Annotated in this window: 20 protein-coding genes and 2 tRNA genes; 2 read left to right on the forward strand and 20 right to left on the reverse strand. The window is 67.8% G+C overall.

All coding sequences use genetic code 11. From position 1 onward, the window contains the following. Positions 1-48: 48 nt before the first annotated feature. From AB0N59_RS12845 to AB0N59_RS12885, 9 genes are all read right to left on the reverse strand, one after another. Complete coding sequence (locus AB0N59_RS12845; RefSeq protein ID WP_363483780.1) at positions 49-900, reverse strand: aldehyde dehydrogenase family protein; 852 nt, start codon at positions 898-900, stop codon at positions 49-51. Further along, entirely contained in the window at positions 897-2,339 is a 1,443-nt protein-coding gene (locus AB0N59_RS12850; RefSeq protein ID WP_363483783.1) for an aldehyde dehydrogenase family protein, read from the reverse strand. Before AB0N59_RS12850 ends, AB0N59_RS12845 begins: the two co-directional genes overlap by 4 nt. A 32-nt stretch (positions 2,340-2,371) precedes the next feature. Further along, positions 2,372-3,373: a deoxyribose-phosphate aldolase gene (deoC, locus tag AB0N59_RS12855; RefSeq protein WP_363483786.1), complete on the reverse strand. Its 1,002-nt coding sequence runs from the start codon at positions 3,371-3,373 to the stop codon at positions 2,372-2,374. Beyond that, positions 3,370-4,305 (reverse strand): sugar-binding domain-containing protein, encoded by a 936-nt coding sequence (locus AB0N59_RS12860; protein WP_363483789.1) that lies wholly within the window; start codon positions 4,303-4,305, stop codon positions 3,370-3,372. Before AB0N59_RS12860 ends, deoC begins: the two co-directional genes overlap by 4 nt. 168 nt (positions 4,306-4,473) lie before the next feature. Further along, positions 4,474-5,115 carry an ATP-dependent Clp protease proteolytic subunit gene (locus AB0N59_RS12865; protein WP_204973890.1) on the reverse strand — a complete coding sequence of 214 codons (642 nt, stop codon included), beginning with the start codon at positions 5,113-5,115 and terminating at the stop codon, positions 4,474-4,476. A gap of 15 nt (positions 5,116-5,130) precedes the next feature. Continuing rightward, positions 5,131-5,721 carry an ATP-dependent Clp protease proteolytic subunit gene (locus AB0N59_RS12870; protein WP_204973892.1) on the reverse strand — a complete coding sequence of 197 codons (591 nt, stop codon included), beginning with the start codon at positions 5,719-5,721 and terminating at the stop codon, positions 5,131-5,133. Between the two features lie 103 nt (positions 5,722-5,824). Next, a complete protein-coding gene (locus AB0N59_RS12875; protein ID WP_363483794.1) occupies positions 5,825-6,328 on the reverse strand; it encodes a tetratricopeptide repeat protein in 504 nt (167 codons plus the stop codon). A 69-nt stretch (positions 6,329-6,397) separates the two neighbouring features. After that, the gene (gene tig, locus AB0N59_RS12880) at positions 6,398-7,879 is read right to left on the reverse strand and encodes a trigger factor (RefSeq protein WP_363483797.1); all 1,482 of its coding nucleotides are present in this window, start codon (positions 7,877-7,879) and stop codon (positions 6,398-6,400) included. A gap of 60 nt (positions 7,880-7,939) precedes the next feature. Then, positions 7,940-8,016 (reverse strand) — tRNA-Pro (locus AB0N59_RS12885). Between the two features lie 130 nt (positions 8,017-8,146). Between AB0N59_RS12885 and AB0N59_RS12890 the strand changes: the two genes are divergently transcribed. Then, positions 8,147-8,217, forward strand: a tRNA-Gly gene (locus AB0N59_RS12890). A 120-nt stretch (positions 8,218-8,337) separates the two neighbouring features. Here AB0N59_RS12890 and AB0N59_RS12895 read toward each other — a convergent pair. The 11 genes from AB0N59_RS12895 to AB0N59_RS12945 all read right to left on the reverse strand — a co-directional run bounded on the left by AB0N59_RS12895 (position 8,338) and on the right by AB0N59_RS12945 (position 20,257). Next, positions 8,338-8,694: an RNA polymerase-binding protein RbpA gene (locus AB0N59_RS12895; protein ID WP_204973899.1), complete on the reverse strand. Its 357-nt coding sequence runs from the start codon at positions 8,692-8,694 to the stop codon at positions 8,338-8,340. Continuing rightward, complete coding sequence (gene secG, locus AB0N59_RS12900) at positions 8,694-8,942, reverse strand: preprotein translocase subunit SecG (RefSeq protein ID WP_101186835.1); 249 nt, start codon at positions 8,940-8,942, stop codon at positions 8,694-8,696. Before secG ends, AB0N59_RS12895 begins: the two co-directional genes overlap by 1 nt. An 80-nt stretch (positions 8,943-9,022) precedes the next feature. Next, complete coding sequence (gene tpiA, locus AB0N59_RS12905; RefSeq protein ID WP_363483802.1) at positions 9,023-9,835, reverse strand: triose-phosphate isomerase; 813 nt, start codon at positions 9,833-9,835, stop codon at positions 9,023-9,025. After that, entirely contained in the window at positions 9,826-11,040 is a 1,215-nt protein-coding gene (locus AB0N59_RS12910) for a phosphoglycerate kinase (RefSeq protein WP_363483805.1), read from the reverse strand. The genes tpiA and AB0N59_RS12910 overlap by 10 nt, the downstream gene beginning before the upstream one ends. 3 nt (positions 11,041-11,043) lie before the next feature. Then, positions 11,044-12,054, reverse strand: coding sequence for a type I glyceraldehyde-3-phosphate dehydrogenase (gap, locus tag AB0N59_RS12915; protein WP_363483808.1), 1,011 nt, complete (start codon positions 12,052-12,054; stop codon positions 11,044-11,046). 100 nt (positions 12,055-12,154) lie between these two features. Beyond that, complete coding sequence (locus tag AB0N59_RS12920) at positions 12,155-12,781, reverse strand: superoxide dismutase (RefSeq protein ID WP_099195270.1); 627 nt, start codon at positions 12,779-12,781, stop codon at positions 12,155-12,157. Positions 12,782-12,938: 157 nt separating this feature from the next. Beyond that, entirely contained in the window at positions 12,939-13,931 is a 993-nt protein-coding gene (gene whiA, locus AB0N59_RS12925) for a DNA-binding protein WhiA (RefSeq protein WP_204973909.1), read from the reverse strand. A 107-nt stretch (positions 13,932-14,038) separates the two neighbouring features. Then, on the reverse strand, positions 14,039-14,911 hold the full coding sequence (rapZ, locus tag AB0N59_RS12930) for an RNase adapter RapZ (RefSeq protein ID WP_363483813.1): 873 nt from the start codon (positions 14,909-14,911) through the stop codon (positions 14,039-14,041). A 27-nt stretch (positions 14,912-14,938) separates the two neighbouring features. Then, on the reverse strand, positions 14,939-16,822 hold the full coding sequence (gene uvrC / locus AB0N59_RS12935) for an excinuclease ABC subunit UvrC (protein ID WP_363483816.1): 1,884 nt from the start codon (positions 16,820-16,822) through the stop codon (positions 14,939-14,941). After that, positions 16,822-19,713 (reverse strand): excinuclease ABC subunit UvrA, encoded by a 2,892-nt coding sequence (gene uvrA, locus AB0N59_RS12940; RefSeq protein ID WP_363483819.1) that lies wholly within the window; start codon positions 19,711-19,713, stop codon positions 16,822-16,824. The genes uvrC and uvrA overlap by 1 nt, the downstream gene beginning before the upstream one ends. A 100-nt stretch (positions 19,714-19,813) precedes the next feature. Next, positions 19,814-20,257: a MarR family transcriptional regulator gene (locus AB0N59_RS12945; RefSeq protein WP_363483822.1), complete on the reverse strand. Its 444-nt coding sequence runs from the start codon at positions 20,255-20,257 to the stop codon at positions 19,814-19,816. Between the two features lie 43 nt (positions 20,258-20,300). On the opposite strand from AB0N59_RS12945, the gene AB0N59_RS12950 reads away from it, so the two are divergent. Next, a complete protein-coding gene (locus AB0N59_RS12950) occupies positions 20,301-20,543 on the forward strand; it encodes a hypothetical protein (protein WP_363483825.1) in 243 nt (80 codons plus the stop codon). Positions 20,544-20,575 lie beyond the last annotated feature (32 nt).

Below are 20,575 nucleotides of genomic sequence, written 5' to 3' on the forward strand. Positions count from 1 at the left end.
GGGCCCGACTCCGCTCTGGGCGGAATCGGGCCCGTGTTCATCGAAGGCTCACACCATCGACTTGGTGTGCCACACCGTCTTCGTCTCTGTGAAAGCGGTGATCCGGTCAAGGCTCGGCTCGACCGATCCAGGGCGCAGCACGCGCGTGAGCGTGTCGGCCGCGGCGATCTCGAGGTCGACCCAGTCGAGCGCGCCGGCGCCGCTCAGATCGAGCGCATTGACGTCGGCGTGGGATGCCAGCCACGGCGCGATCTCGGCGGGCGAGCCCGTGAGCACGTTCACCACTCCCCCCGGTACGTCGCTGGTCGCCAGCACCTCGGCCAGGCTGATGGCAGACAGCGGGAACCGCTCGCTCGCGACGACCACCACCGTGTTGCCCGTGACGAGCGCCGGTGCGATCGCCGAGACCAGGCCGAGCAGCGCGGAGTCCTGCGGGGCGATCGTGGCGACGACGCCGGTGGGCTCGGGCACCGAGATGTTGAAGTAGGGGCCGGACACCGGGTTGGCGTTTCCTGCGACCTGTGCGTACTTGTCGCACCAGCCGGCGTACCAGACCCACAGGTCGATCGCGGCGTCGACCTGTGCGGCGGCGACGCCGGCGGACGCTCCCTCCTGGTCGGTGATCTCGTCGATGAACTGCGCACGGCGGCCTTCGAGGATCTCGGCGACCCGGTAGAGCACCTGTCCGCGGTTGTACGCCGTTGCGCCTGACCAGCCCTTCACCGCAGCGCGTGCGGCGACGACCGCGTCCCTGGCATCCTTCCGCGATGCCTTCGCGGCATTCGCGAGGAAGGCGCCCTTGGACGTGACGACCTCGTAGGTGCGACCCGACTCGCTGCGCGGGAACGCGCCGCCGATGGCCAGCTTGTACGTCTTCGGAACGGTGAGGCGCTTGCTCATGCCGAGGCTCCCTTCAGGTACGCGGTCAGGCCGTGGCGGCCGCCTTCCCGGCCGTAGCCGGACTCCTTGTATCCGCCGAACGGGCTCGACGGGTCGAATCGGTTGAACGTGTTCGCCCACACCACGCCGGCGCGAAGGCGATCGGCGACGGCGAGGATGCGCGAGCCCTTGTCGCTCCAGATGCCGGCCGACAGTCCGTAGGGCGTGTTGTTGGCCTTGGCGATCGCCTCGGCCGGTGTGCGGAAGGTCAGCACCGACAGCACCGGACCGAACACCTCGTCGCGTGCGATGCGATGCGAGGCCTCCACGCCGGTGAAGATGGTCGGGGCGAACCAGAAGCCCTTCTCGGGGATGGCGCAGTCGGCGGTCCAGCGCTCAGCGCCCTCGGCCTCGCCGATCTCGCTGAGCTCGCGGATGCGAGCCAGCTGAGCGGCCGAGTTGATCGCGCCGATGTCGGTGTTCTTGTCGAGCGGGTCGCCCAGACGCAGCGTCGACAGACGCTGCTTCAGACGGTCGATCACCTCGTCGTGGATCGATTCCTGCACGAGCAGACGGCTGCCGGCGCAGCAGACATGCCCCTGGTTGAAGAAGATGCCGTTCACGATGCCCTCCACGGCCTGATCGATCGGCGCGTCGTCGAAGACGATGTTCGCCGCCTTGCCGCCCAGCTCGAGGGTCACCTTCTTGTCGGTGCCGGCGATCGCCTTGGCGATGTCGCGGCCGACGCCCGTCGAGCCGGTGAAGGCGACCTTGTCGACATCCGGATGCCTGACCAGCGACGCGCCCGTGGCCCCCGCACCGGTGACGATGTTGACGACACCGGCGGGCAGGTCGGCCTGCTGCAGGATCTCCGCGAAGATCAGGGCGGTCAGCGGCGTCGTCTCAGCGGGCTTGAGCACCACCGTGTTGCCTGCGGCGAGAGCCGGGGCGACCTTCCACGCCAGCATGAGCAGCGGGAAGTTCCACGGGATGACCTGCGCGGCGACGCCGAGCGACTTGGGGTTCGCACCGAGGCCGGCGTAGTCGAGCTTGTCGGCCCACCCCGCGTAGTAGAAGAACCACGAGGCGACGAGGGGCACGTCGACGTCACGGCTCTCCTTGATCGGCTTGCCGTTGTCGAGGCTCTCGGCGACAGCGAGCTCTCGGGCGCGCTCCTGCACGAGCCGGGCGATGCGGAACAGGTACTTGCCGCGGTCGCGACCGCTCATCTTCGACCAGACCCTGTCGTGCGCGCGGCGGGCTGCTGCGACAGCGCGGTCGATATCGCCGTCGGACGCCGACGCGATCTCGGCGATGCGGTGCTCGTCGGCGGGCGAGATGGTGTGGAAGCTGTCGCCGGTGCCGTCGACGAACTCCCCGTCGATGAACAGCCCGTAGCTGTCCTTGAGGCGCAGGATCGCCGTGGACTCCGGAGCGGGAGCGTATTCCAGGAATGACATATCTATCCTCGGTTGCTGAGTTCGACGGAGAATCAGTCGATGGTGACGTAGTCGGGGCCGGAGTAGTGTCCGGAGATGAGCTTCTGACGCTGCAGCAGCACGTCGTTGAGCAGGCTGGAGGCGCCGAAGCGGAACAGGTGCGGCTGCAGCCATTCCTCACCGGCGGTCTCGGCGACGGTGACGAGGTACTTGATCGCGTCCTTCGACGAGCGGATGCCGCCGGCCGGCTTCACGCCGATCTTCTCGCCCGTCGCCCGGTACCAGTCGCGCACGGTCTCGAGCATGAGCAGTGTGGTCGGCAGGGTGGCTGCCGGCTGCACCTTTCCGGTCGACGTCTTGATGAAGTCACCACCGGCGAGGATCGACAGCCACGAGGCGCGCTTGATGTTGTCGTATGTGTTCAGCTCTCCGGTCTCCATGATGACCTTGAGCGAGGCGTAGCTGCCGTCTTCGCGGCGGCATGCCTCCTTGACCTGGGCGATCTGGTCGAAGACGAAGCCGTAGCGACCCTCGAGGAACGCGCCGCGATCGATGACCATGTCGATCTCGTCTGCACCCGCGGCGACGGCATCCGCCGTGTCGGCGAGTTTGATCGCGAGCGAGGAGCGACCCGAGGGGAAGGCCGTGGCGACGGCGGCGACCGAGATGCGGCCGTCGTCGGGGTCGCCGTGCAGCTCTCCGAGTGCCTCGACGGCGTGCCCGACCATGTCGCCGTACACGCAGACGGCCGCGACGAGCGGTGTGGTCGGATCAGCGGCATCCGGGTTCTTCGCCTTGGCGACGAGCGAGCGCACCTTGCCTGCCGTGTCAGCGCCCTCGAGGGTGGTCAGGTCGATCAGCGAGATGATCTTGTCGAGCGCCCACGCCTTCGACGTGGTCTTGATCGAGCGCGTGCCGAGTCCTGCGGCCCGCTGCTCGAGACCCACGGCATCGACACCGGGCAGACCGTGCAGGAACCGGCGCAGGGTCTGATCGTCGGGCTCGCCGCCGAGCAGGTCGACCGCGCTGCGGCGGGCCAGTTCTGTAGTCGTCACTTCTCCTCCAAGAGATCACGAGCGGTGGGTTCGTCGGTCACCAGAATGCTGCACAGCCCGCTGTTCACGACTGTACGCGCGATGTCGTGCTTGGCGGCACCGGCGGTGACGAAGATGGATCGGGGCGCTGCGCGCAGCTGCTCGAGGTCGACGCCGACCGTGCGCTCGTCGAGCTGCGGATCGACGATGTTGCCGTCGGCGTCGATGTAGCGCCCGAGCAGGTCGCCGACGGCGCCGCGGCGCACGAGCTCGGCGATGTCGTCGGTGGTGAGGTAGCCGTTCTCGACGTGGGCCGAGCCCTCGTCAGCGGGACCGGCGGTGAAGAGGAAGGTGTTCGCGCCTGCGGCCTGCTCGAGTATGGCGGACACGGTGCGGTCGGACTCGATGGCCCGCTTGGTCTCGACGCGCTCGAGGATGGCAGGGCTCGGCAGAAGCACAGCGTGACCACCGCCGCGCTGAGCGATGGTCGCGGCGACGGAAGCAGCGCCGCCGGCTCGACGGTTGAGGCTCACGCCCCCGTTGGCCTGCACGACCGTCACCCCACGCGCCCAGCCGTCGGGCAGCGCTTCGGCGATCGCGGTCAGCGTTCGTCCCCAGCTCACGGCGAGGGTGCGGGGCACGGGCCGCAGGGCGGCGAGCAGATCGGCTGCTGCGCGCGCGACGCGCTCCAGAACGGCGTCCGGTTCTTCGGGGGCGGGAACGACCACAGCGTCCTGCAGTCCGTACCGCTGCACGAGCTCGCGCTCGAGTCCGAGGCGACGAGCGCGCGGGTGGACGATCTCGATGCGCACGATGCCGCGCTCCCGCGCCTGCACGAGCAGGCGGCCCACCTTCCAGCGCGAGATGCCGAGGAGGGCGCCGATCTCGTCCTGCGTCTTGTTCTCGTCGTACGAGAGCTCTGCCACACGCACCATGAGCAGTTCGTCGTCCACGGCATCCCTCCTTCCGCCTCCAGCTTAGGAGCCGACCGACGCACGCGCAGGGTTCTGCTCAGATGAGCAGAGGAACGCCACCGCCATGCGCATTCGTCGGCACGCACCCTGCACACGAAGAAGAGCGGTCCGGACGTGTGTCCGAACCGCTCTCCTTCAGGGTTGGTATCAGCCGCGCTTGCGCGAGGTGAGCACCTGGTCGACGATGCCGTACTCGAGAGCCTCGTTCGCCGAGAGGATCTTGTCGCGGTCGATGTCGCGGTTGATCTGATCGACGGGCTTGCCCGTGTGCCGTGCCATCGTCTCCTCGAGCCACGTGCGCATGCGCAGGATCTCAGCTGCCTGGATCTCGATGTCGGACGCCTGACCGTGGCCGGCCTCACCCATCGCAGGCTGGTGCATCAGCACGCGCGCGTTCGGAAGCGCGAGGCGCTTGCCCGGCGCGCCTGCGGCGAGCAGCACGGATGCTGCCGATGCGGCCTGTCCGAGAACGACGGTCTGGATGTGCGGAGCGACGTACTGCATCGTGTCGTAGATCGCGGTCATCGCGGTGAAGGAGCCACCGGGCGAGTTGATGTACATGGTGATGTCGCGCTCGGCGTCCTGGCTCTCGAGCACGAGCAGCTGCGCCATGACGTCATCGGCCGACGCGTCGTCGACCTGCACGCCGAGGAAGATCACGCGGTCCTCGAACAGCTTGTTGTACGGGTCCTGGCGCTTGAAGCCGTAGGCCGTGCGCTCTTCGAACTGCGGGAGGATGTAGCGGCTCGAGGGCAGGTTGCCGGCTGCGCGGAACGTTGGTGTGTACATGCGTGTCTTCCTGCCTTACTTGTCCGCGCCGGTGCCGCCGCCGCCGTGCACGTCGCTGGCGTGCTCGCGGATGTGGTCGACGAATCCGTACTCGAGCGCCTCGTCGGCGGTGAACCAGCGGTCGCGGTCTCCGTCGGCGTTGATCTGCTCGACCGACTTGCCGGTCTGTGCGGCCGTGATCTCTGCGAGGCGGCGCTTCATCGACAGGATCAGCTGAGCCTGGGTCTGGATGTCGCTCGCGGTGCCGCCGAAGCCGCCGTGGGGCTGGTGAAGCAGAACGCGGGCGTTCGGGGTGATGTAGCGCTTGCCCTTGGTGCCGCTCGTGAGCAGCAGCTGGCCCATGGACGCCGCCATGCCGATGCCGACCGTCACGATGTCGTTGGGCACGAACTGCATGGTGTCGTAGATGGCCATGCCCGCGGTGATCGACCCACCGGGAGAGTTGATGTAGAGGTAGATGTCCTTCTCAGAGTCTTCGGCGGCGAGAAGGAGGATCTTCGCGCAGATCTCATTCGCGTTCTCATCGCGCACCTCAGAGCCCAGCCAGATGATGCGGTCCTTGAGCAGCCTGTCGAAGACGCTCGTCGCCATCAGGGGTTCAGCCATGTCAGCTCCTGTTTCCGTGTTTCGGTGATTCGAATCTACCGGCGGTCACACGCGCGTCCGGCCGTGTTCGCCGTCGGCATATCAGCGTGGCGTGGTCGCGACCTCAGGCATCCCTCGGATCCAGCAACTCAGCCGCGTACCCCGTCACCGACCGCGTGTAGCGGGTGAGGTGCGGGGCGAGCGCATTCAGGGCGATGGATGCACCGCGCACCGCGTCACCGGAAGAGACCAGGGCCAGGGCGTAGAACGCCGCGGCCTCGTCGGCCATCGACGCGCCCCGGGTGCGCTCGTACTCCTCGGCGAGCATCTGGAGAGACTCGTCGACCCGGCCGAGATTGCGGATGGTGCTGGCGAGCTGGATGATCGCCCTCGTGCGCCGTTCGGGATCGAGGCCCGCGTCGAGAGCGGCTCGGTACAGCGGCTCCGCAGTCGCCTCCTCCCCCGCACTGTCCCGCGCGCCGGCCCGCTCGAACAGCGCCACCGGATGCCCGGCGCCGAGCCCCGCGGCCAGACCGTCGATCCGCACGATGCGCTCCTCGTCGCTCAGCGTCTCGTCCGCCCACACGGCATCGACGCGCGTCTGCCACTCGTCCGGTGCCTGATCCATGTCGTCCTCCTCCTCATACGACGAAGGGCGGATGCCGCAGCATCCGCCCTTCGCTCGATCACGAAGTGATCACTCGGCCTTGTCGGCCTCGTCCTTCGCAGCGGCCTTCTTGGCCGGAGCCTTCTTGGCAGCCGGCTTCTTGGCAGCGGGCTTCTCAACCTCTGCGTCGTCAGCGGCGTCCTTCTTGGCGGGAGCCTTCTTCTTCGCCGGAGCCTTCTTGGCGGGCTTCTCCTCGGCAGGAGCCTCCTCGGTCTCAGCGGCGTCCTCGTCCTCGGCATCGCCGATGAACTCGGACAGGTCGACCTTGGCGCCGTTGCTGTCGACGATGCTGACCTTGCCCAGCGTCACGGCGAGAGCCTTGTTGCGCGCGACCTCGCCGACGAGGGCGGGCAGCTGACCCGCGCCCTGCAGCGCCTCGACGAACTCCTGCGGAGCCATGCCGTACTGTGCGGCCGACTGGATGAGGTACTGGCTGAGCTCCTCCTGCGAGACCTGAACGTTCGCGTTCTCGGCGATCGTGTCGAGCAGCACCTGCGTGCGGAACTGCTTCTCGCTGGCCTCGGCGACCTCGGCGCGGTGCTCGTCGTCCTCGAGGCGGTTCTCGTTCTCGAGGTGCGCGTGCACCTCGTCCTCGATGAGCTGCGGCGGAACCGGGATCTTGACCTGCTCGAGCAGCTTCTCGATCAGCTGGTCGCGCGCGGCGGCTCCCTGGGTGAAGACTCCCTGCTGGGCGACGCGCTCGGCGAGGCTCTCGCGCAGCTCGGCGATGGTGTCGAACTCAGACGCCATCTGCGCGAAGTCATCGTCGGCCTCGGGCAGCTCGCGCTCCTTGACGGCCTTCAGCTTGACCGAGACCTCGGCCTGCTCGCCGGCGTGGTCGCCGCCCACGAGCGCAGAGCGGAAGGTGGTCTCCTCACCGGCGGTCAGCGAGTCGAGGGCCTCGTCGATGCCCTCGAGCAGCTCGCCCGAGCCGATCTCGTACGACACACCGTCGGCGCGGTCGATCTCGGTGCCATCGATCGTGGCGACCAGGTCGAGCTCGACGAAGTCGCCCTTCGCCGCGGGACGGTCGACCGGGATCAGAGTGCCGAAGCGGGCGCGCAGGCTGTCGAGCTCGCTGTCGATCGCCGCGTCGTCAGCCTCGATGGCGTCGACGGTGAGGGTGATGTCCGAGAGCTCGGGAAGCTCGATCTCGGGACGCACGTCGACCTCGATGTCGACGAGCAGGTCGCCGGAGAAGTCCTTCTCGTTCGGCCACTGAGTGATGTCGGCCGACGGGCGGCCGACGATGCGCAGGTTGTGCTCGGAAGCGGCCTCGCGGAAGAAGCCGTCGAGCGCCTCGTTGGCGGCGTGCTCGATGACCGCACCGCGGCCGACACGCTGGTCGATGATCGGAGCGGGGACCTTGCCCTTGCGGAAGCCGGGGATCTGCACGTCCTGAGCGATGTGCTCGTAGGCGTGCGCGATGCTGGGCTTGAGGTCCTCAGGGGTGACCGTGATGGTGAGCTTGACCCGGGTCGGGGACAGCTTCTCGACGGTGCTGTTGGCCATGCTGGTGTGTTCTCCTTGTGGTTTCCGCGCGAACGGCGCGGTCGTGAAGTCTTCGGGCCGTGGTCGGGGCGACAGGATTTGAACCTGCGACCTCCCGCTCCCAAAGCGGGCGCTCTACCAAGCTGAGCTACGCCCCGGCTTGAACCCGCGCACACGGGAACGGCCCTGACGAGTCTAACGGACGGAACACGTCTCTCCGTCCGCTATGCTTGACGAGGTGCTTCGCTCGACGGAGCATCCGAGAGGGCGACAAGCCCCTGGAAATCCGGGGATGTAGCTTAATGGTAAAGCCTTAGTCTTCCAAACTAATGACGCGGGTTCGATTCCCGTCATCCCCTCCGATCACAAGGCCCCCACCGCGAGGTGGGGGCCTTCTTCGCGTGCGGCGCACGCAATCGCGTCGTGGAACGCGAAGAATCCCCGGAGCCGATGGCTCCGGGGATTCTTCTTGTCAGGTCTCAGCGTCCGCCGCGACGCTCACGAAGCTGCGTGAGCGCATCTTCGAGCAGCTGCTCGGCCTCTTCGTCGGTGCGGCGCTCCTTCACGTACGCGAGGTGCGTCTTGTAGGGCTCCGCCTTCGCGAGAGCCGGCGGGTTCTCCCTGTCGCGGCCCGCGGGCAGTCCGCTCTGCGGGTGGTCGATCGTCTCGGGGATCTCCTCGTCGGGCAGACCAGCCGCGAAGTAGCGGACGGTCTCGTTGCCCAGGCCGTCCCAGTACGAGACGGCGATGCGGTCGGCGTGGTAGCCGTGGTCCTGCTCCCCCATCGGCCCTGAGCCGACGCGGGTGCCGCGGATCGCGTTTCCTCCGGTAGCCATCAGATCACCTGGAACTTCGTGATGAGACCGAGCGCGACGATCGAGATGAACCAGATCAGCGCGAGAACGATCGTGAATCGGTTGAGGTTGCGCTCGGCGAGGCCGGAGGAGCCCACTGCCGCGGACATGCCGCCGCCGAACATATCGGAGAGGCCGCCACCGCGGCCCTTGTGAAGAAGGATGAGGAGCGTCAGCAGCACACTGGTGATGCCAGTGAGCACCTGCAGAACGAACTCGAGAACCTGCACGGGGAAAGCCTTTCGCCGGGGCCGATAGGCCCGCCTAGCGGTCAATTATAGGACGAGGCGCTCGCGCGCCCCGTCCCGACTCACACGCCGACGTGCTTCTGGAAGCGCACGATCGCCGCGAATTCGTCCACGACCAGGCTCGCACCGCCGACCAGAGCGCCGTCGACATCGGGCTCGCGCATGAAGCTCGCGATGTTGGACGACTTCACCGATCCGCCATACAGCACGCGCGTGCGCGCGGCAGCATCGTCATCAAGAGCCTTCGCGAGCACACCTCTCAGTGCGGCGCAGACGTCCTGCGCCTGGGCGGGGGTGGCAGCCTGGCCCGATCCGATCGCCCAGACCGGCTCGTACGCCACGACGATGTCAGCCGATGCCGGAACGCCGTCGAGAGCCTTCTCGAGCTGGCCGGCGGGCACGGCGCTCGCGCCGAACTCCTCGAGGTCCTCGGCGGTCTCGCCGACGCAGATCACGGGCACCAGGCCGTGCTTGAGCGCAGCCTTCACCTTGGCGTTCACGACGGCGTCGTCCTCGCGGTGGTACTCGCGGCGCTCTGAGTGGCCGATGATCACGTAGCCGACGTTCAGCTTCGCGAGGAAGGCGCCCGACACCTCTCCGGTGTACGCGCCGGAGTCGTGCGCCGAGACGTCCTGCGCGCCGAGCGCGAACGGGATCTTGTCGGCGTCGATGAGCGTCTGCACGCTGCGGATGTCGGTGAACGGCGGGAAGACCGCCACCTCCACCGAGTCGCCCTCGTGACCGGCGTCCTTCAGCGTCCAGTGCAGCTTCTGCACCGTTGCGACGGCCTGGAGGTGGTCGAGGTTCATCTTCCAGTTGCCCGCGATCAGCGGCGTCCGGCGAGTCTTCGCAGTGGTCACGGAGTTCACTCCCATCCGAGGACCGTCAGGCCCGGTAGCTTCTTGCCCTCGAGGAACTCGAGGCTCGCGCCTCCGCCCGTCGAGATGTGGCCGAACTGGTCGTCCGAGAACCCGAGCTGGCGCACGGCCGCGGCCGAGTCGCCACCGCCGACGACGCCCAGGCCGTCGACCTCGGTGAGCGCCTGCGCGACCGCCTTCGTCCCGGCCTCGAACGCAGGGAACTCGAACACGCCCATGGGGCCGTTCCAGAAGACCGTCTTCGACTCGCGAACAGCCTCGGCGAACGCCGCTGCCGTGTCGGGTCCGATGTCGAGTCCGATTCCGGATGCCCCGAACGAGCTCTGCTCGATGGCATCCGCTGCGACGATCTCGTGGTCGGCGTCGGCGGCGAAGCCGGAGGCGACGACGACGTCCGTCGGGAGCACGAGTTCGACTCCGCGCTCCTTCGCCTCGGCGATGTAGCCGCGCACGGTCTCGAGCTGGTCCTTCTCGAGAAGACTGGATGCCACAGCGTGGCCCTCTGCCGCGAGGAAGGTGAACAGCATCCCTCCGCCGATCAGCAGGCGGTCGACGCGAGGCAGCAGGTGCGAGATCACGCCGAGCTTGTCGCTGACCTTCGATCCGCCGAGCACGACCGTGTAGGGCCGCTCGGGGTTCTCGGTGAGACGATCGAGCACGTCGAGCTCTGCGGCGATGAGAAGGCCCGCGGCCGAGGGCAGCTGGGCCGCGAGATCGTAGACGCTGGCCTGCTTGCGGTGCACGACGCCGAAGCCGTCGGACACGAGCGCATCGCCGAGCTCGGCGAGCTGGGCGGCGAACGCCTCGCGGGTCGCGTCATCCTTCGAGGTCTCGCCCGCATTGAATCGCAGGTTCTCGAGCACGGCGATCTCGCCGTCCTTCAGACCTGCGACGGTGTGGCGTGCCGAGTCGCCCACCGTGTCCGCCGCGAATGCGACGGGCACGGTGAGCAGCTCCGACAGCCGCTGCGCGACCGGCTCGAGACTGTACTGGGGGTCGGGCGCGCCGTCCGGGCGCCCGAGGTGCGAGCACACGATGACGCGTGCGCCGGCATCGGCGAGGGCCTTGAGGGTCGGCAACGACGCCCGAACGCGACCGTCATCCGTGATGACGCCGTCCCGCAGCGGGACGTTCAGGTCGCAGCGGACGATGACCCGCTTGCCCGAGAGGGAACCCAGTGACTCGAGAGTGCGCAGCGCCATGGTTCAGAGACGCTCGGCCACGTACTCGGTCAGGTCGACGAGACGGTTCGAGTAGCCCCACTCGTTGTCGTACCAGCTCGACACCTTGACGAGGTTCCCGCTGACATTGGTCAGCTCGGAGTCGAAGATCGAGGAGTGCGGGTTGAGCTGGATGTCGCTCGAGACGATCGGGTCCTCGGTGTACTGGAGGATGCCCTCGAGACGGCCCTCGGCTGCGGCCTCACGGTAGGCGGCGTTGATCTCTTCGACGGTCAGGTCGTCGCGCTCGGCGATGATCGTGAGGTCGACGATCGAGCCGGTGGGAACCGGCACGCGGTACGACGAGCCGCTGAGCTTGCCGTTGAGCTCGGGCAGAACCAGGCCGATGGCCTTGGCGGCGCCGGTCGAGGCGGGGACGATGTTGACTGCGGCGGCGCGTGCACGGCGGAGGTCGCTGTGCGGGCCGTCCTGCAGGTTCTGGTCGGCGGTGTAGGCGTGCGCGGTCATCATGAATCCGCGCTCGATGCCGAACTTGTCGTTGAAGACCTTCGCGAGCGGCGCGAGGCAGTTGGTGGTGCACGATGCGTTCGAGATGACGTTCATCGTGGCGGAGTCGTAGGTGTCTTCGTTCACGCCCACGACGAAGGTTCCGTCGACGTCGGTTCCGGGCGCGGAGATGATGACCTTCTTGGCGCCGCCGGCGATGTGCTTGGAGGCGTCGGCGGCCTTGGTGAAGCGACCGGTCGACTCGATCACGATGTCGACGCCGAGCTCGCCCCACGGAAGAGCGGCGGGGTCACGCTCTTCGAAGACCTTGATGGCCTTGCCGCCGACCGTGATCACGTCGCCCTCGTGGGTGACCTCGACGCCGAGGGGGCCACCGACGGAGTCGTACTTCAGGAGGTGTGCCAGAGCGGCGTTGTCGGTGAGGTCGTTGACCGCGACGATCTCGAGGTCAGCGTTCTGTGCGAGAGCCGCACGAAGGAAATTACGTCCGATACGACCGAAGCCGTTGATACCGATCTTGACAGACACGAAAGTCTCCTGGTTCTTACTCAAGGAAATACGTATTTCTTGCGGAAAGCGCGGACAACGGCGTCCTGATGGGCCAAACGCCCATCAGGACGCCGGTCTTTTACGACAGTACCAGCAGACCGGAGGTCTTCTCGCGCGCGATTTCGAAGCGTGACGCGACGTTCTGCCAGTTCGCGATGTTCCATGCGGCCTTGATGTAGTCGGCCTTCACGTTGAGGTAGTCGAGGTAGAAGGCGTGCTCCCACATGTCGAGCTGGAACAGCGGCACCGTGCCCTGTGCGGTGTTCGACTGCTGGTCGAACAGCTGCTGGATGATCAGGCGCGCGCCGATCGGGTCCCAGCTCAGCACGGCCCAGCCGGAGCCCTGGATGCCTGCGGCTGCTGCGGCGAAGTGCGCCTGGAACTTCTCGAACGAGCCGAAGAACTCGTCGATGGCGGCCTTGAGCTCGCCCTCGGGCTGTCCGCCGCCCTCCGGCGACAGGTTGGTCCAGAAGATCGAGTGGTTGACGTGACCGCCGAGGTTGAACGCGAGGTCCTTCTCGAGCTTGTTCACGTTGGCGAGGTTGCCGCTCTCGCGGGCCTCGGCGAGACCGTCGAGCGCCGCGTTGGCGCCGGCGACGTATGCGGCGTGGTGCTTGTCATGGTGCAGTTCCATGATCTTGCCGCTGATGTGCGGTTCCAGAGCCGCGAAGTCGTAGGGAAGGTCGGGGAGCGTGTAGGTCGCCATGTCGATTTCATCCAATCCGCGCCGCGCCGCGGCGCTTGCCGATCCTCTGCGAGGCCGAAGTGCCTCTCAGAGCAGACGTTTTTCATCCTACTGACGACAACGCCACAGACGGCGGGATGTTCCGAATGGCGGACGGATGCAGCCGCTCCCCGCGATCTCAGCCGTCCAGACCAGCAGGAACGGCCGCCTCGGTGCCGGGGATGCCCTCCTGCTGCGCGCGCTTGTCGGCCATCGCCAGCAGACGGCGGATGCGGCCGGCGACGGCGTCCTTCGTGAGCGGGGGGTCGGCATGGTGCCCGAGCTCGTCGAGGCTGGCGTCGCGGTGCGCGAGCCGGAGGCTGCCAGCGGTGCGCAGGTGCTCGGGGACGTCGTCGCCGAGGATCTCGAGTGCGCGCTCCACGCGCGCGCATGCCGCGACGGCGGCCTGTGCGGATCGGCGCAGGTTGGCGTCGTCGAAGTTGACCAGGCGGTTGACGCCGGCGCGCACCTCGCGGCGCTGACGCATCTCTTCCCAGGCGACGGCGGTGCGACGGGCGCCCATCGCCGTCAGGATGGCCCGGATGGCCTCCCCCTCGCGCACGACCACACGCGGCAGGCCGCGCACCTCGCGTGCCTTCGCGGCGACGCCGAGGCGGTGCGCCGCGCCCACCAGCGCCATGGCGGCCTCTCCCGACGGGCACGAGATCTCGAGCATGGCCGACCGGCCCGGCTCGCTGAGGGATCCGGATGCCAGGAATGCACCGCGCCAGATACCCGCCAGCTCCTCCGGGGAGCCGGTGGTGAGGCGGTTCGGCAGTCCGCGGACGGGGCGACGACGGGCGTCGAGGAGACCGGTCTGGCGTGCGAGGGTCTCGCCTGCCGCGATGACGCGCACCGCCCAGCGGGCTCCGCTGTTCGCTCCGCTCGCGCCGGCGACGCTCGCCTTGACCTGCGCGATCTCGGGGCGCACGCCGTAGATCTCGGCGAGGTCGCGGCTCACGCGACGGGCCAGCAGCTCGGCATCCACCTCGGCTTCGACCGCGACACGACCGGCGATGGAGTGCAGACCTCCCGCGAAGCGCAGGATGGTCGTCACCTCAGCGACACGCACCGTCGGAGGTGCGTTGCGCACGCTGACGAGCTCGGCCTTGACGTCGGTGGTTAGTGCCACGGGACTCCCTCACGATCCTGGCGTCGGATCGCGACGCAAGGGACTAGCCTACAAGGCTCACGGGCTTCGCACCGACCTGATCGCGTCCGGGCCGACGCGGGAGCGGGTCACTCGCGCCCGAGATCCCGATGCCGCACGTTGATCGCAACACCCGGCACATCGGCCAGTCGTCTGGCGAGCTCCTCCGTCATCGCGACCGAACGATGCTTGCCGCCGGTGCAGCCGATCGCCACGGTGGAATGCGTCTTGTTCTCGCGCTGATAGCCCTCGAGAACCGGTCGCAGCGCATCGGCGTACGAGTCGAGGAACTGCGCCGACCCGGGCAGGCCGAGCACGTAGTCGCGTACCGCGTCGTCACGGCCGGTGAGGTCGCGGAGCTCGTCGTTCCAGAACGGGTTCGGAAGGAACCGCATGTCGGCGACGAGGTCGACGTCGGTCGGCAGGCCGTACTTGAAGCCGAAGCTGAGGATCGTGAGGCGGTGGCGGGCGGTGCCCTCCTCCGAGAACATCTCCGTCACCTGCATCGCGAGCTGATGGATGTTCAGCGTCGACGTGTCGATCAGCAGGTCGGCCGACTCGCGGATGGCGGCGAGACGCGCGCGCTCGGTGCGGATGCCGTCGAGCAGCGTGCCGTCGCCCTGCAGGGGATGCGGGCGCCGCACCGATTCGAAGCGGCGCACGAGCACATCGTCGGAGGCGTCGAGATACAGCACCTTGACGCCGCCGCGGGAGCGCAGCGCGCGGTACACCTCGGGAAGCTCGTCGAACAGGCCCCGGCCGCGTACGTCCACGACGGCGGCCACCTTGGGCAGGTTGCCCCCGCCCATGTCGGTCAGCTCGAGCAGCGGCCGCAGGATCTGAGGAGGGAGGTTGTCGACCACATACCAGCCGAGGTCTTCGAGAGCGTTCGCCGCGGTCGTGCGACCGGCTCCCGACATACCCGTGACGATCAGGAATTCGCCCTCTTGTGCGGCCGTCATGGTGTGTGCTCCCTTCCCTGCACCAGCCTAGCGAGTCGCAGGGGCGAGCCCGCCCGCCAGGTGCGCATGGATCGTCGCGGCGAGCACAGGGCCGATTCCGGCGACCTCGCTGATCTGCTCTGGACTGGACGCCCGCAGCGCGGTCACCGAGCCGAAGTGCGTCAGCAGCGCCTTGATCCTCGCATCGCCGAGCCCGGGTATCTCCTTCAGGACCGACTGGATATCGCGGCGGCGCCGCTTGCGCTGATGTGTGATCGCGAAGCGGTGCGCCTCGTCGCGCAGCCGCTGCACGAGATACAGCGCTTCGCTGGTGCGCGGCAGGATGACAGGGAAGTCGTCATCAGGCACCCAGATCTCCTCGAGCCGCTTCGCGATGCCGCACAGCGCTATCTCGGTGTGACCGCTGTCGCGCAGGGCGCGTGCCGCCGCCTGCACCTGCGGCTGGCCGCCGTCGACGACGAGCAGCTGCGGCCGATAGGCGAAGCGAGGACGCCGTCTGCCCTCGGCCTCGTCGTCGTCCGTCTCGGGTGTCGAGTCCACGCGCGCGAGACGGCGCATCAGCACCTGGTACATCGAGTCCGTGTCGTCGGTCGTCTCAGCGATGTTGAAGGACCGGTACTGGTCCTTTCGCGGCAGGCCGTCTTCGAAGACCACCATGGAGGCGACCACGTTCGTGCCCCCGAGATGCGAGATGTCGAAGCACTCGATGCGCAGCGGCGCCTCGGTCATTCCGAGGGCCTCCTGCAGGTCGGTGAGGGCCTGCGTGCGTGCGACGTAGTCGCTCGTCCTGCGCGTCTTGTGACGCAGGAGCGCCTGCTGTGCGTTGAGCGTCGCGGTGCGCATCAGGTCTGCGCGCTGTCCGCGTTGGGCGACCGCGATCTCGACGCGGCGACCGCGCCGGTCGCGCAGCCACTGCTCGAGCTCGGCGGCATCGTCGGGCAGGGTCGGCACGAGCACCCGGCGAGGAATGTCGGCGGACTCGCCGTACACGCGCTGCAGGATCTGGTCGACGAGCTCGCCACGACTGATGTCGAGCTCCTTGCCTACAGCGAGCGAGCGCACACCGCGCACACGACCGCCGCGGATCACGAAGTGATGCACCGCAGCCGAGAGCTCATCCTCGGCGATGCCGAACAGATCGGCATCCTCATCCGATGGGAGGACGAGCGCGCTCTTGCCGAGCACCGCCTCGATCGCCGAGAGCTTGTCGCGGAACCTCGCGGCGGCCTCGTAGTCCATCGCGGCGGACGCCGCCAGCATCCGCTTCGTGAGGTCGCGGGTGAAGCGCTCGTCGCCCCCGGCCATGAAGGCGACGAAGTCGTCGACCATCGCCCGATGCTCCTCGATCGTCACCGTCATCGAGCACGGCCCGCCGCACTTGCCGATCTGACCGGGGAAGCACGGGCGCCCGGTCTGCATCGCACGTCTGTAGCTGGAGTCGCTGCACGTGCGGATCGGGAACGCCTTCACCATCAGGTCGATGGTCTCGTGCACCGCCCACACCTTGGGATACGGACCGAAGTAGCGGGCCCCCGGGATGCGCCGGTTGCGCGTGACCATGACCCGCGGCGCCTCGTCGCCGAGGGTGATGGCCATGAACGGGTAGGACTTGTCGTCGCGGTAGCGCACGTTGAACGGTGGATCGAACTCCTTGATCCACATGTACTCGAGCTGCAGCGAGTCGACGTCGGTCGCGACGACGGTCCACTCGACCGACGCCGCTGTGGTGACCATCCGCCGGGTGCGCTCGTGCAGGGTGCGCAGCGGAGCGAAATAGTTCGACAGCCGCTGACGGAGGTTCTTCGCCTTGCCGACGTAGAGCACACGGCCGTCGGCGTCGCGGAAGCGGTAGACCCCCGGATCGGTCGGGATCTCCCCCGGCCGCGGCTTGTACGGGAGCACATCGGCCATCAGCCGGCCTTGCGCCTCGCTCCGGGCTCCTGCCCGAGGATCTCGGCGAGGAAGGTGCCGGTGTGGCTCTCCTCGACCTCGGCGATCTGCTCCGGGGTGCCGGCGGCGAGGATCTGGCCGCCGCCCGAACCGCCCTCGGGCCCGAGGTCGATCACCCAGTCCGCCGACTTGATGACGTCGAGGTTGTGCTCGATGACGATGACGGTGTTGCCCTTGTCAACGAGGCCGTTCAGCACCTCGAGCAGCTTGCGCACGTCTTCGAAGTGCAGACCTGTGGTCGGCTCGTCGAGCACGTAGATGCTGCGGCCGTTGCTGCGGCGCTGGAGCTCGGTGGCCAGCTTGACGCGCTGCGCCTCGCCGCCGGACAGGGTGGTCGCCGCCTGGCCGAGACGCACGTAGCCGAGGCCGACGTCGACCAGCGTCTTCATGTAGCGGTGGATCGCCTGGATCGGCTCGAAGAACTCGGCCGCCTCGGCGATCGGCATCTCGAGCACCTCGGCGATGTTCTTGCCCTTGTAATGCACCGCCAGGGTGTCTCGGTTGTACCGCTTGCCGTGGCAGACCTCGCAGTCGACGTACACGTCGGGCAGGAAGTTCATCTCGATCTTGATCGTGCCGTCGCCCGAGCAGGCATCGCAGCGACCGCCCTTGACGTTGAAGCTGAAGCGACCGGGCTGGTAGCCGCGCACCTTCGCCTCGGGCGTCTCGCTGAACAGGGTGCGGATGCGGTCGAAGACACCCGTGTACGTGGCGGGGTTCGACCGCGGAGTGCGGCCGATCGGCGCCTGGTCGACGTGCACGACCTTGTCGAGGTTGTCGAGACCGGTGACGCGCGTGTGCTTGCCCGGCACGGTGCGGGCCCCGTTGAGCCGACCCGCGAGCACCTGGTACAGGATGTCGTTCACCAGCGACGATTTGCCCGAGCCGCTGACTCCGGTGACGGCGGTGAGAACGCCGAGGGGGAAGTCGGCGGTGACGTTCCTGAGGTTGTTCGCACGGGCGCCGACGACACTCAGCATCCGCTTCTTGTCGATCTTGCGGCGCTTCGCGGGCGTGGCGATCTCACGACGGCCAGCGAGGTAGTCGCCGGTCATCGATCCCGTCTCGGCGAGCAGCGCGGAGTACGGGCCCGAATGAACGACCTCGCCGCCGCCGACTCCGGCGCCCGGTCCGATGTCGACCACCCAGTCGGCGGCCTCGATCGTCTCTTCGTCGTGCTCGACGACGATCAGCGTGTTGCCGAGGTCACGCAGCCGAACCAGGGTCTCGATGAGACGACGGTTGTCGCGCTGGTGCAGGCCGATCGACGGCTCGTCGAGCACGTACAGCACACCCGTCAGGCCCGAGCCGATCTGCGTGGCCAGGCGGATGCGCTGAGCCTCGCCACCCGACAGCGATCCCGCTGATCGGCCGAGGTTCAGGTACGACAGGCCGACCTGCAGCAGGAACTCCAGGCGCAGTCTGATCTCTCGCAGCACCTGCGCGGCGATCTTCGCCTCGCGCTCGGTGAGCTCGAGCTCGTGCATGAAGGTGCTGGCGTCGGCGAGGCTGAGGTTCGACACCTCGGCGATCGAGTGCCCGTGCACCTTGACCGCGAGCACCTCGGGCTTGAGACGCGCGCCGTCGCACACCGGGCACGGCACCTCGCGGAGGTACTCGCCCCAGCGGCCTCGCTGCGTGTCGGACTCGGCCTGCAGGTACTGCCGCTCGATGTAGGGCACGACGCCCTCGAAGCCCGAGGTGTATCGCATCTCGCGTCCGTAGCGGTTCTTCCACTTGACGCTGACCTTGTAGTTGTCGCCGCGGAGCACAGCCTCCCGCACATCGGAGTGCAACTGGTTCCACGGGGTGTCGAGTGAGAAGTCGAGGTCACGTGCCAGGCCCTCGAGCAGCCGCTCGTAGTACTGGAACAGGCCCTTGCCCTGGGTCGTCCACGGCAGGATGACGCCCTCGCGGATCGACAGCTCCTCGTCGCCGAGCATGAGGTCGACGTCGACCGACATGCGGGTGCCCAGACCGGCGCATGCAGGGCAGGCCCCGAAAGGAGCGTTGAACGAGAACGTGCGCGGCTCGATCTCGGTGAGCGTGATCGCGTGGCCGTTCGGACATGCGAGCTTCTCGGAGAACGACTGCCAGGCGTCATCGCCCTCTTCGTCGACGAAGTTGACCTGCATCACGCCGCCGGCGAGGCCGAGCGCCGTCTCGACCGAGTCCGTCACGCGTCCCAGGATGTCGCCGGACGCCACGAGGCGGTCGACCACGACCGCGATGTCGTGCTTGTAGCTCTTCTTGAGCGTCGGCGGTTCGGCCAGCTGCACCAGCTCGCCGTCGACGATCGCGCGCGAATAGCCCTTGGCGCCGAGCTCTTTGAAGAGATCGACGAACTCGCCCTTCTTCTGCGTGACGACCGGCGCGACGATCTGGTAGCGCGTGCGCTCCGGCAGCTCGACCAGCTGGTCGGCGATCTGCTGCACCGTCTGCCGCTGGATCCGCTCACCGCACTCGGGGCAGTGCGGGATGCCGATGCGCGCCCACAGCAGACGCATGTAGTCGTGGATCTCGGTGATCGTGCCCACCGTCGACCGCGGGTTGCGGTTGGTCGACTTCTGGTCGATCGACACGGCAGGGCTGAGGCCCTCGATGAAGTCGACGTCGGGACGGTCGACCTGACCGAGGAATTGGCGCGCGTACGCACTCAGCGATTCGACGTAGCGACGCTGCCCCTCCGCGAAGATCGTGTCGAACGCGAGGCTCGACTTCCCCGACCCGGAGAGCCCGGTGAAGACGACCAGAGAGTCGCGTGGGATGTCGATGTCGACGTTCTTCAGATTGTGCACGCGGGCACCGCGGACACTCAGTTTTGCGGAGGAGGCGACAGGAACGATGGGCACCGTCCAAGTCTAGGAGCGGCCACCGACACCGGGCTCCGCATCAGCCGAGGGCGAACGCAGGGCCGATGCGGAGAACGTCGGCACAGGCCGGCGGAGGCCTTCAGCCGACGGCGGCGGTGCGCCCGGCGAACGGCTTGAGCGCGTCGCGCAGCGACGCGACCTCGTCGATTCCCGTGCCGACCGCGGCCATCACGGCTCGTGGCACGTCGATCGCCCTCTCACGCAGAGCCCGACCCTCCTCGGTGAGCGTGATGTCGAGGCGTCGCTCGTCGGCCGCGCTGCGCGCCCGTTCGACGAGTCCGTCCTTCTCGAGCCGCTTCACGAGCGGTGAGGCGCTGGCAGGCTCGAGAGCCAGCTCGGCCGCGAGATCGGTGAGGGAACGGGGCGCGCGCTCCCACAGAGCGAGCATGACGAGGTACTGCGGGTGCGTCAGCCCGAGCGGCTCGAGGATGGGCCGGTACACGGCGACGACGTTGCGGGCTGCGGTGACCATCGCGAAGCAGAGCTGGTTCTCGAGCCGCAGCAGATCGTCATCGCTTGTCATGATCCCACTCTATTCGTGCGCAGATGTTTAGTACACTAAAGATATGGCAAAGGATTCCGACCACGTCCCGCTCCGCACGCGCATCCGCGAGGCCGGCGGACTGTACGCCTGGTTCAATTCGAACCTGATCCGTTTCGCCGGCCCCGCCTCGGTCGGGCCGTACGAGCCCACGCTTCCGCCCAGCGCCGAGGAGCGCGCTGAGCGCGCCTGCCCGCTGTGCGGTGCGCCGATGAATCAGCACACGATCGACCGAAGCGGGCCGAAGCCGCTGATGCACTGCCCCTGACGCAGGCAGAACCGCACCCGCGGATGAGCGAC

Origin of the sequence: Microbacterium sp. NPDC089321 (assembly GCF_040684935.1) — a bacterium.
GTDB lineage: Bacteria > Actinomycetota > Actinomycetes > Actinomycetales > Microbacteriaceae > Microbacterium.

What these genes read in the sequence shown, in the direction of transcription:
- AB0N59_RS12845 (WP_363483780.1), bottom strand. Translation starts at nt 900, where the DNA reads ATGAGCAAGCGCCTCACCGTTCCGAAGACGTACAAGCTGGCCATCGGC.
- AB0N59_RS12850 (WP_363483783.1), bottom strand. Translation starts at nt 2,339, where the DNA reads ATGTCATTCCTGGAATACGCTCCCGCTCCGGAGTCCACGGCGATCCTG.
- AB0N59_RS12865 (WP_204973890.1), bottom strand. Translation starts at nt 5,115, where the DNA reads ATGTACACACCAACGTTCCGCGCAGCCGGCAACCTGCCCTCGAGCCGC.
- AB0N59_RS12870 (WP_204973892.1), bottom strand. Translation starts at nt 5,721, where the DNA reads ATGGCTGAACCCCTGATGGCGACGAGCGTCTTCGACAGGCTGCTCAAG.
- AB0N59_RS12875 (WP_363483794.1), bottom strand. Translation starts at nt 6,328, where the DNA reads ATGGATCAGGCACCGGACGAGTGGCAGACGCGCGTCGATGCCGTGTGG.
- tig (WP_363483797.1), bottom strand. Translation starts at nt 7,879, where the DNA reads ATGGCCAACAGCACCGTCGAGAAGCTGTCCCCGACCCGGGTCAAGCTC.
- AB0N59_RS12895 (WP_204973899.1), bottom strand. Translation starts at nt 8,694, where the DNA reads ATGGCTACCGGAGGAAACGCGATCCGCGGCACCCGCGTCGGCTCAGGG.
- tpiA (WP_363483802.1), bottom strand. Translation starts at nt 9,835, where the DNA reads ATGGGAGTGAACTCCGTGACCACTGCGAAGACTCGCCGGACGCCGCTG.
- AB0N59_RS12910 (WP_363483805.1), bottom strand. Translation starts at nt 11,040, where the DNA reads ATGGCGCTGCGCACTCTCGAGTCACTGGGTTCCCTCTCGGGCAAGCGG.
- AB0N59_RS12920 (WP_099195270.1), bottom strand. Translation starts at nt 12,781, where the DNA reads ATGGCGACCTACACGCTCCCCGACCTTCCCTACGACTTCGCGGCTCTG.
- rapZ (WP_363483813.1), bottom strand. Translation starts at nt 14,911, where the DNA reads ATGACGGCCGCACAAGAGGGCGAATTCCTGATCGTCACGGGTATGTCG.
- uvrC (WP_363483816.1), bottom strand. Translation starts at nt 16,822, where the DNA reads ATGGCCGATGTGCTCCCGTACAAGCCGCGGCCGGGGGAGATCCCGACC.
- AB0N59_RS12945 (WP_363483822.1), bottom strand. Translation starts at nt 20,257, where the DNA reads ATGACAAGCGATGACGATCTGCTGCGGCTCGAGAACCAGCTCTGCTTC.
- AB0N59_RS12950 (WP_363483825.1), top strand. Translation starts at nt 20,301, where the DNA reads ATGGCAAAGGATTCCGACCACGTCCCGCTCCGCACGCGCATCCGCGAG.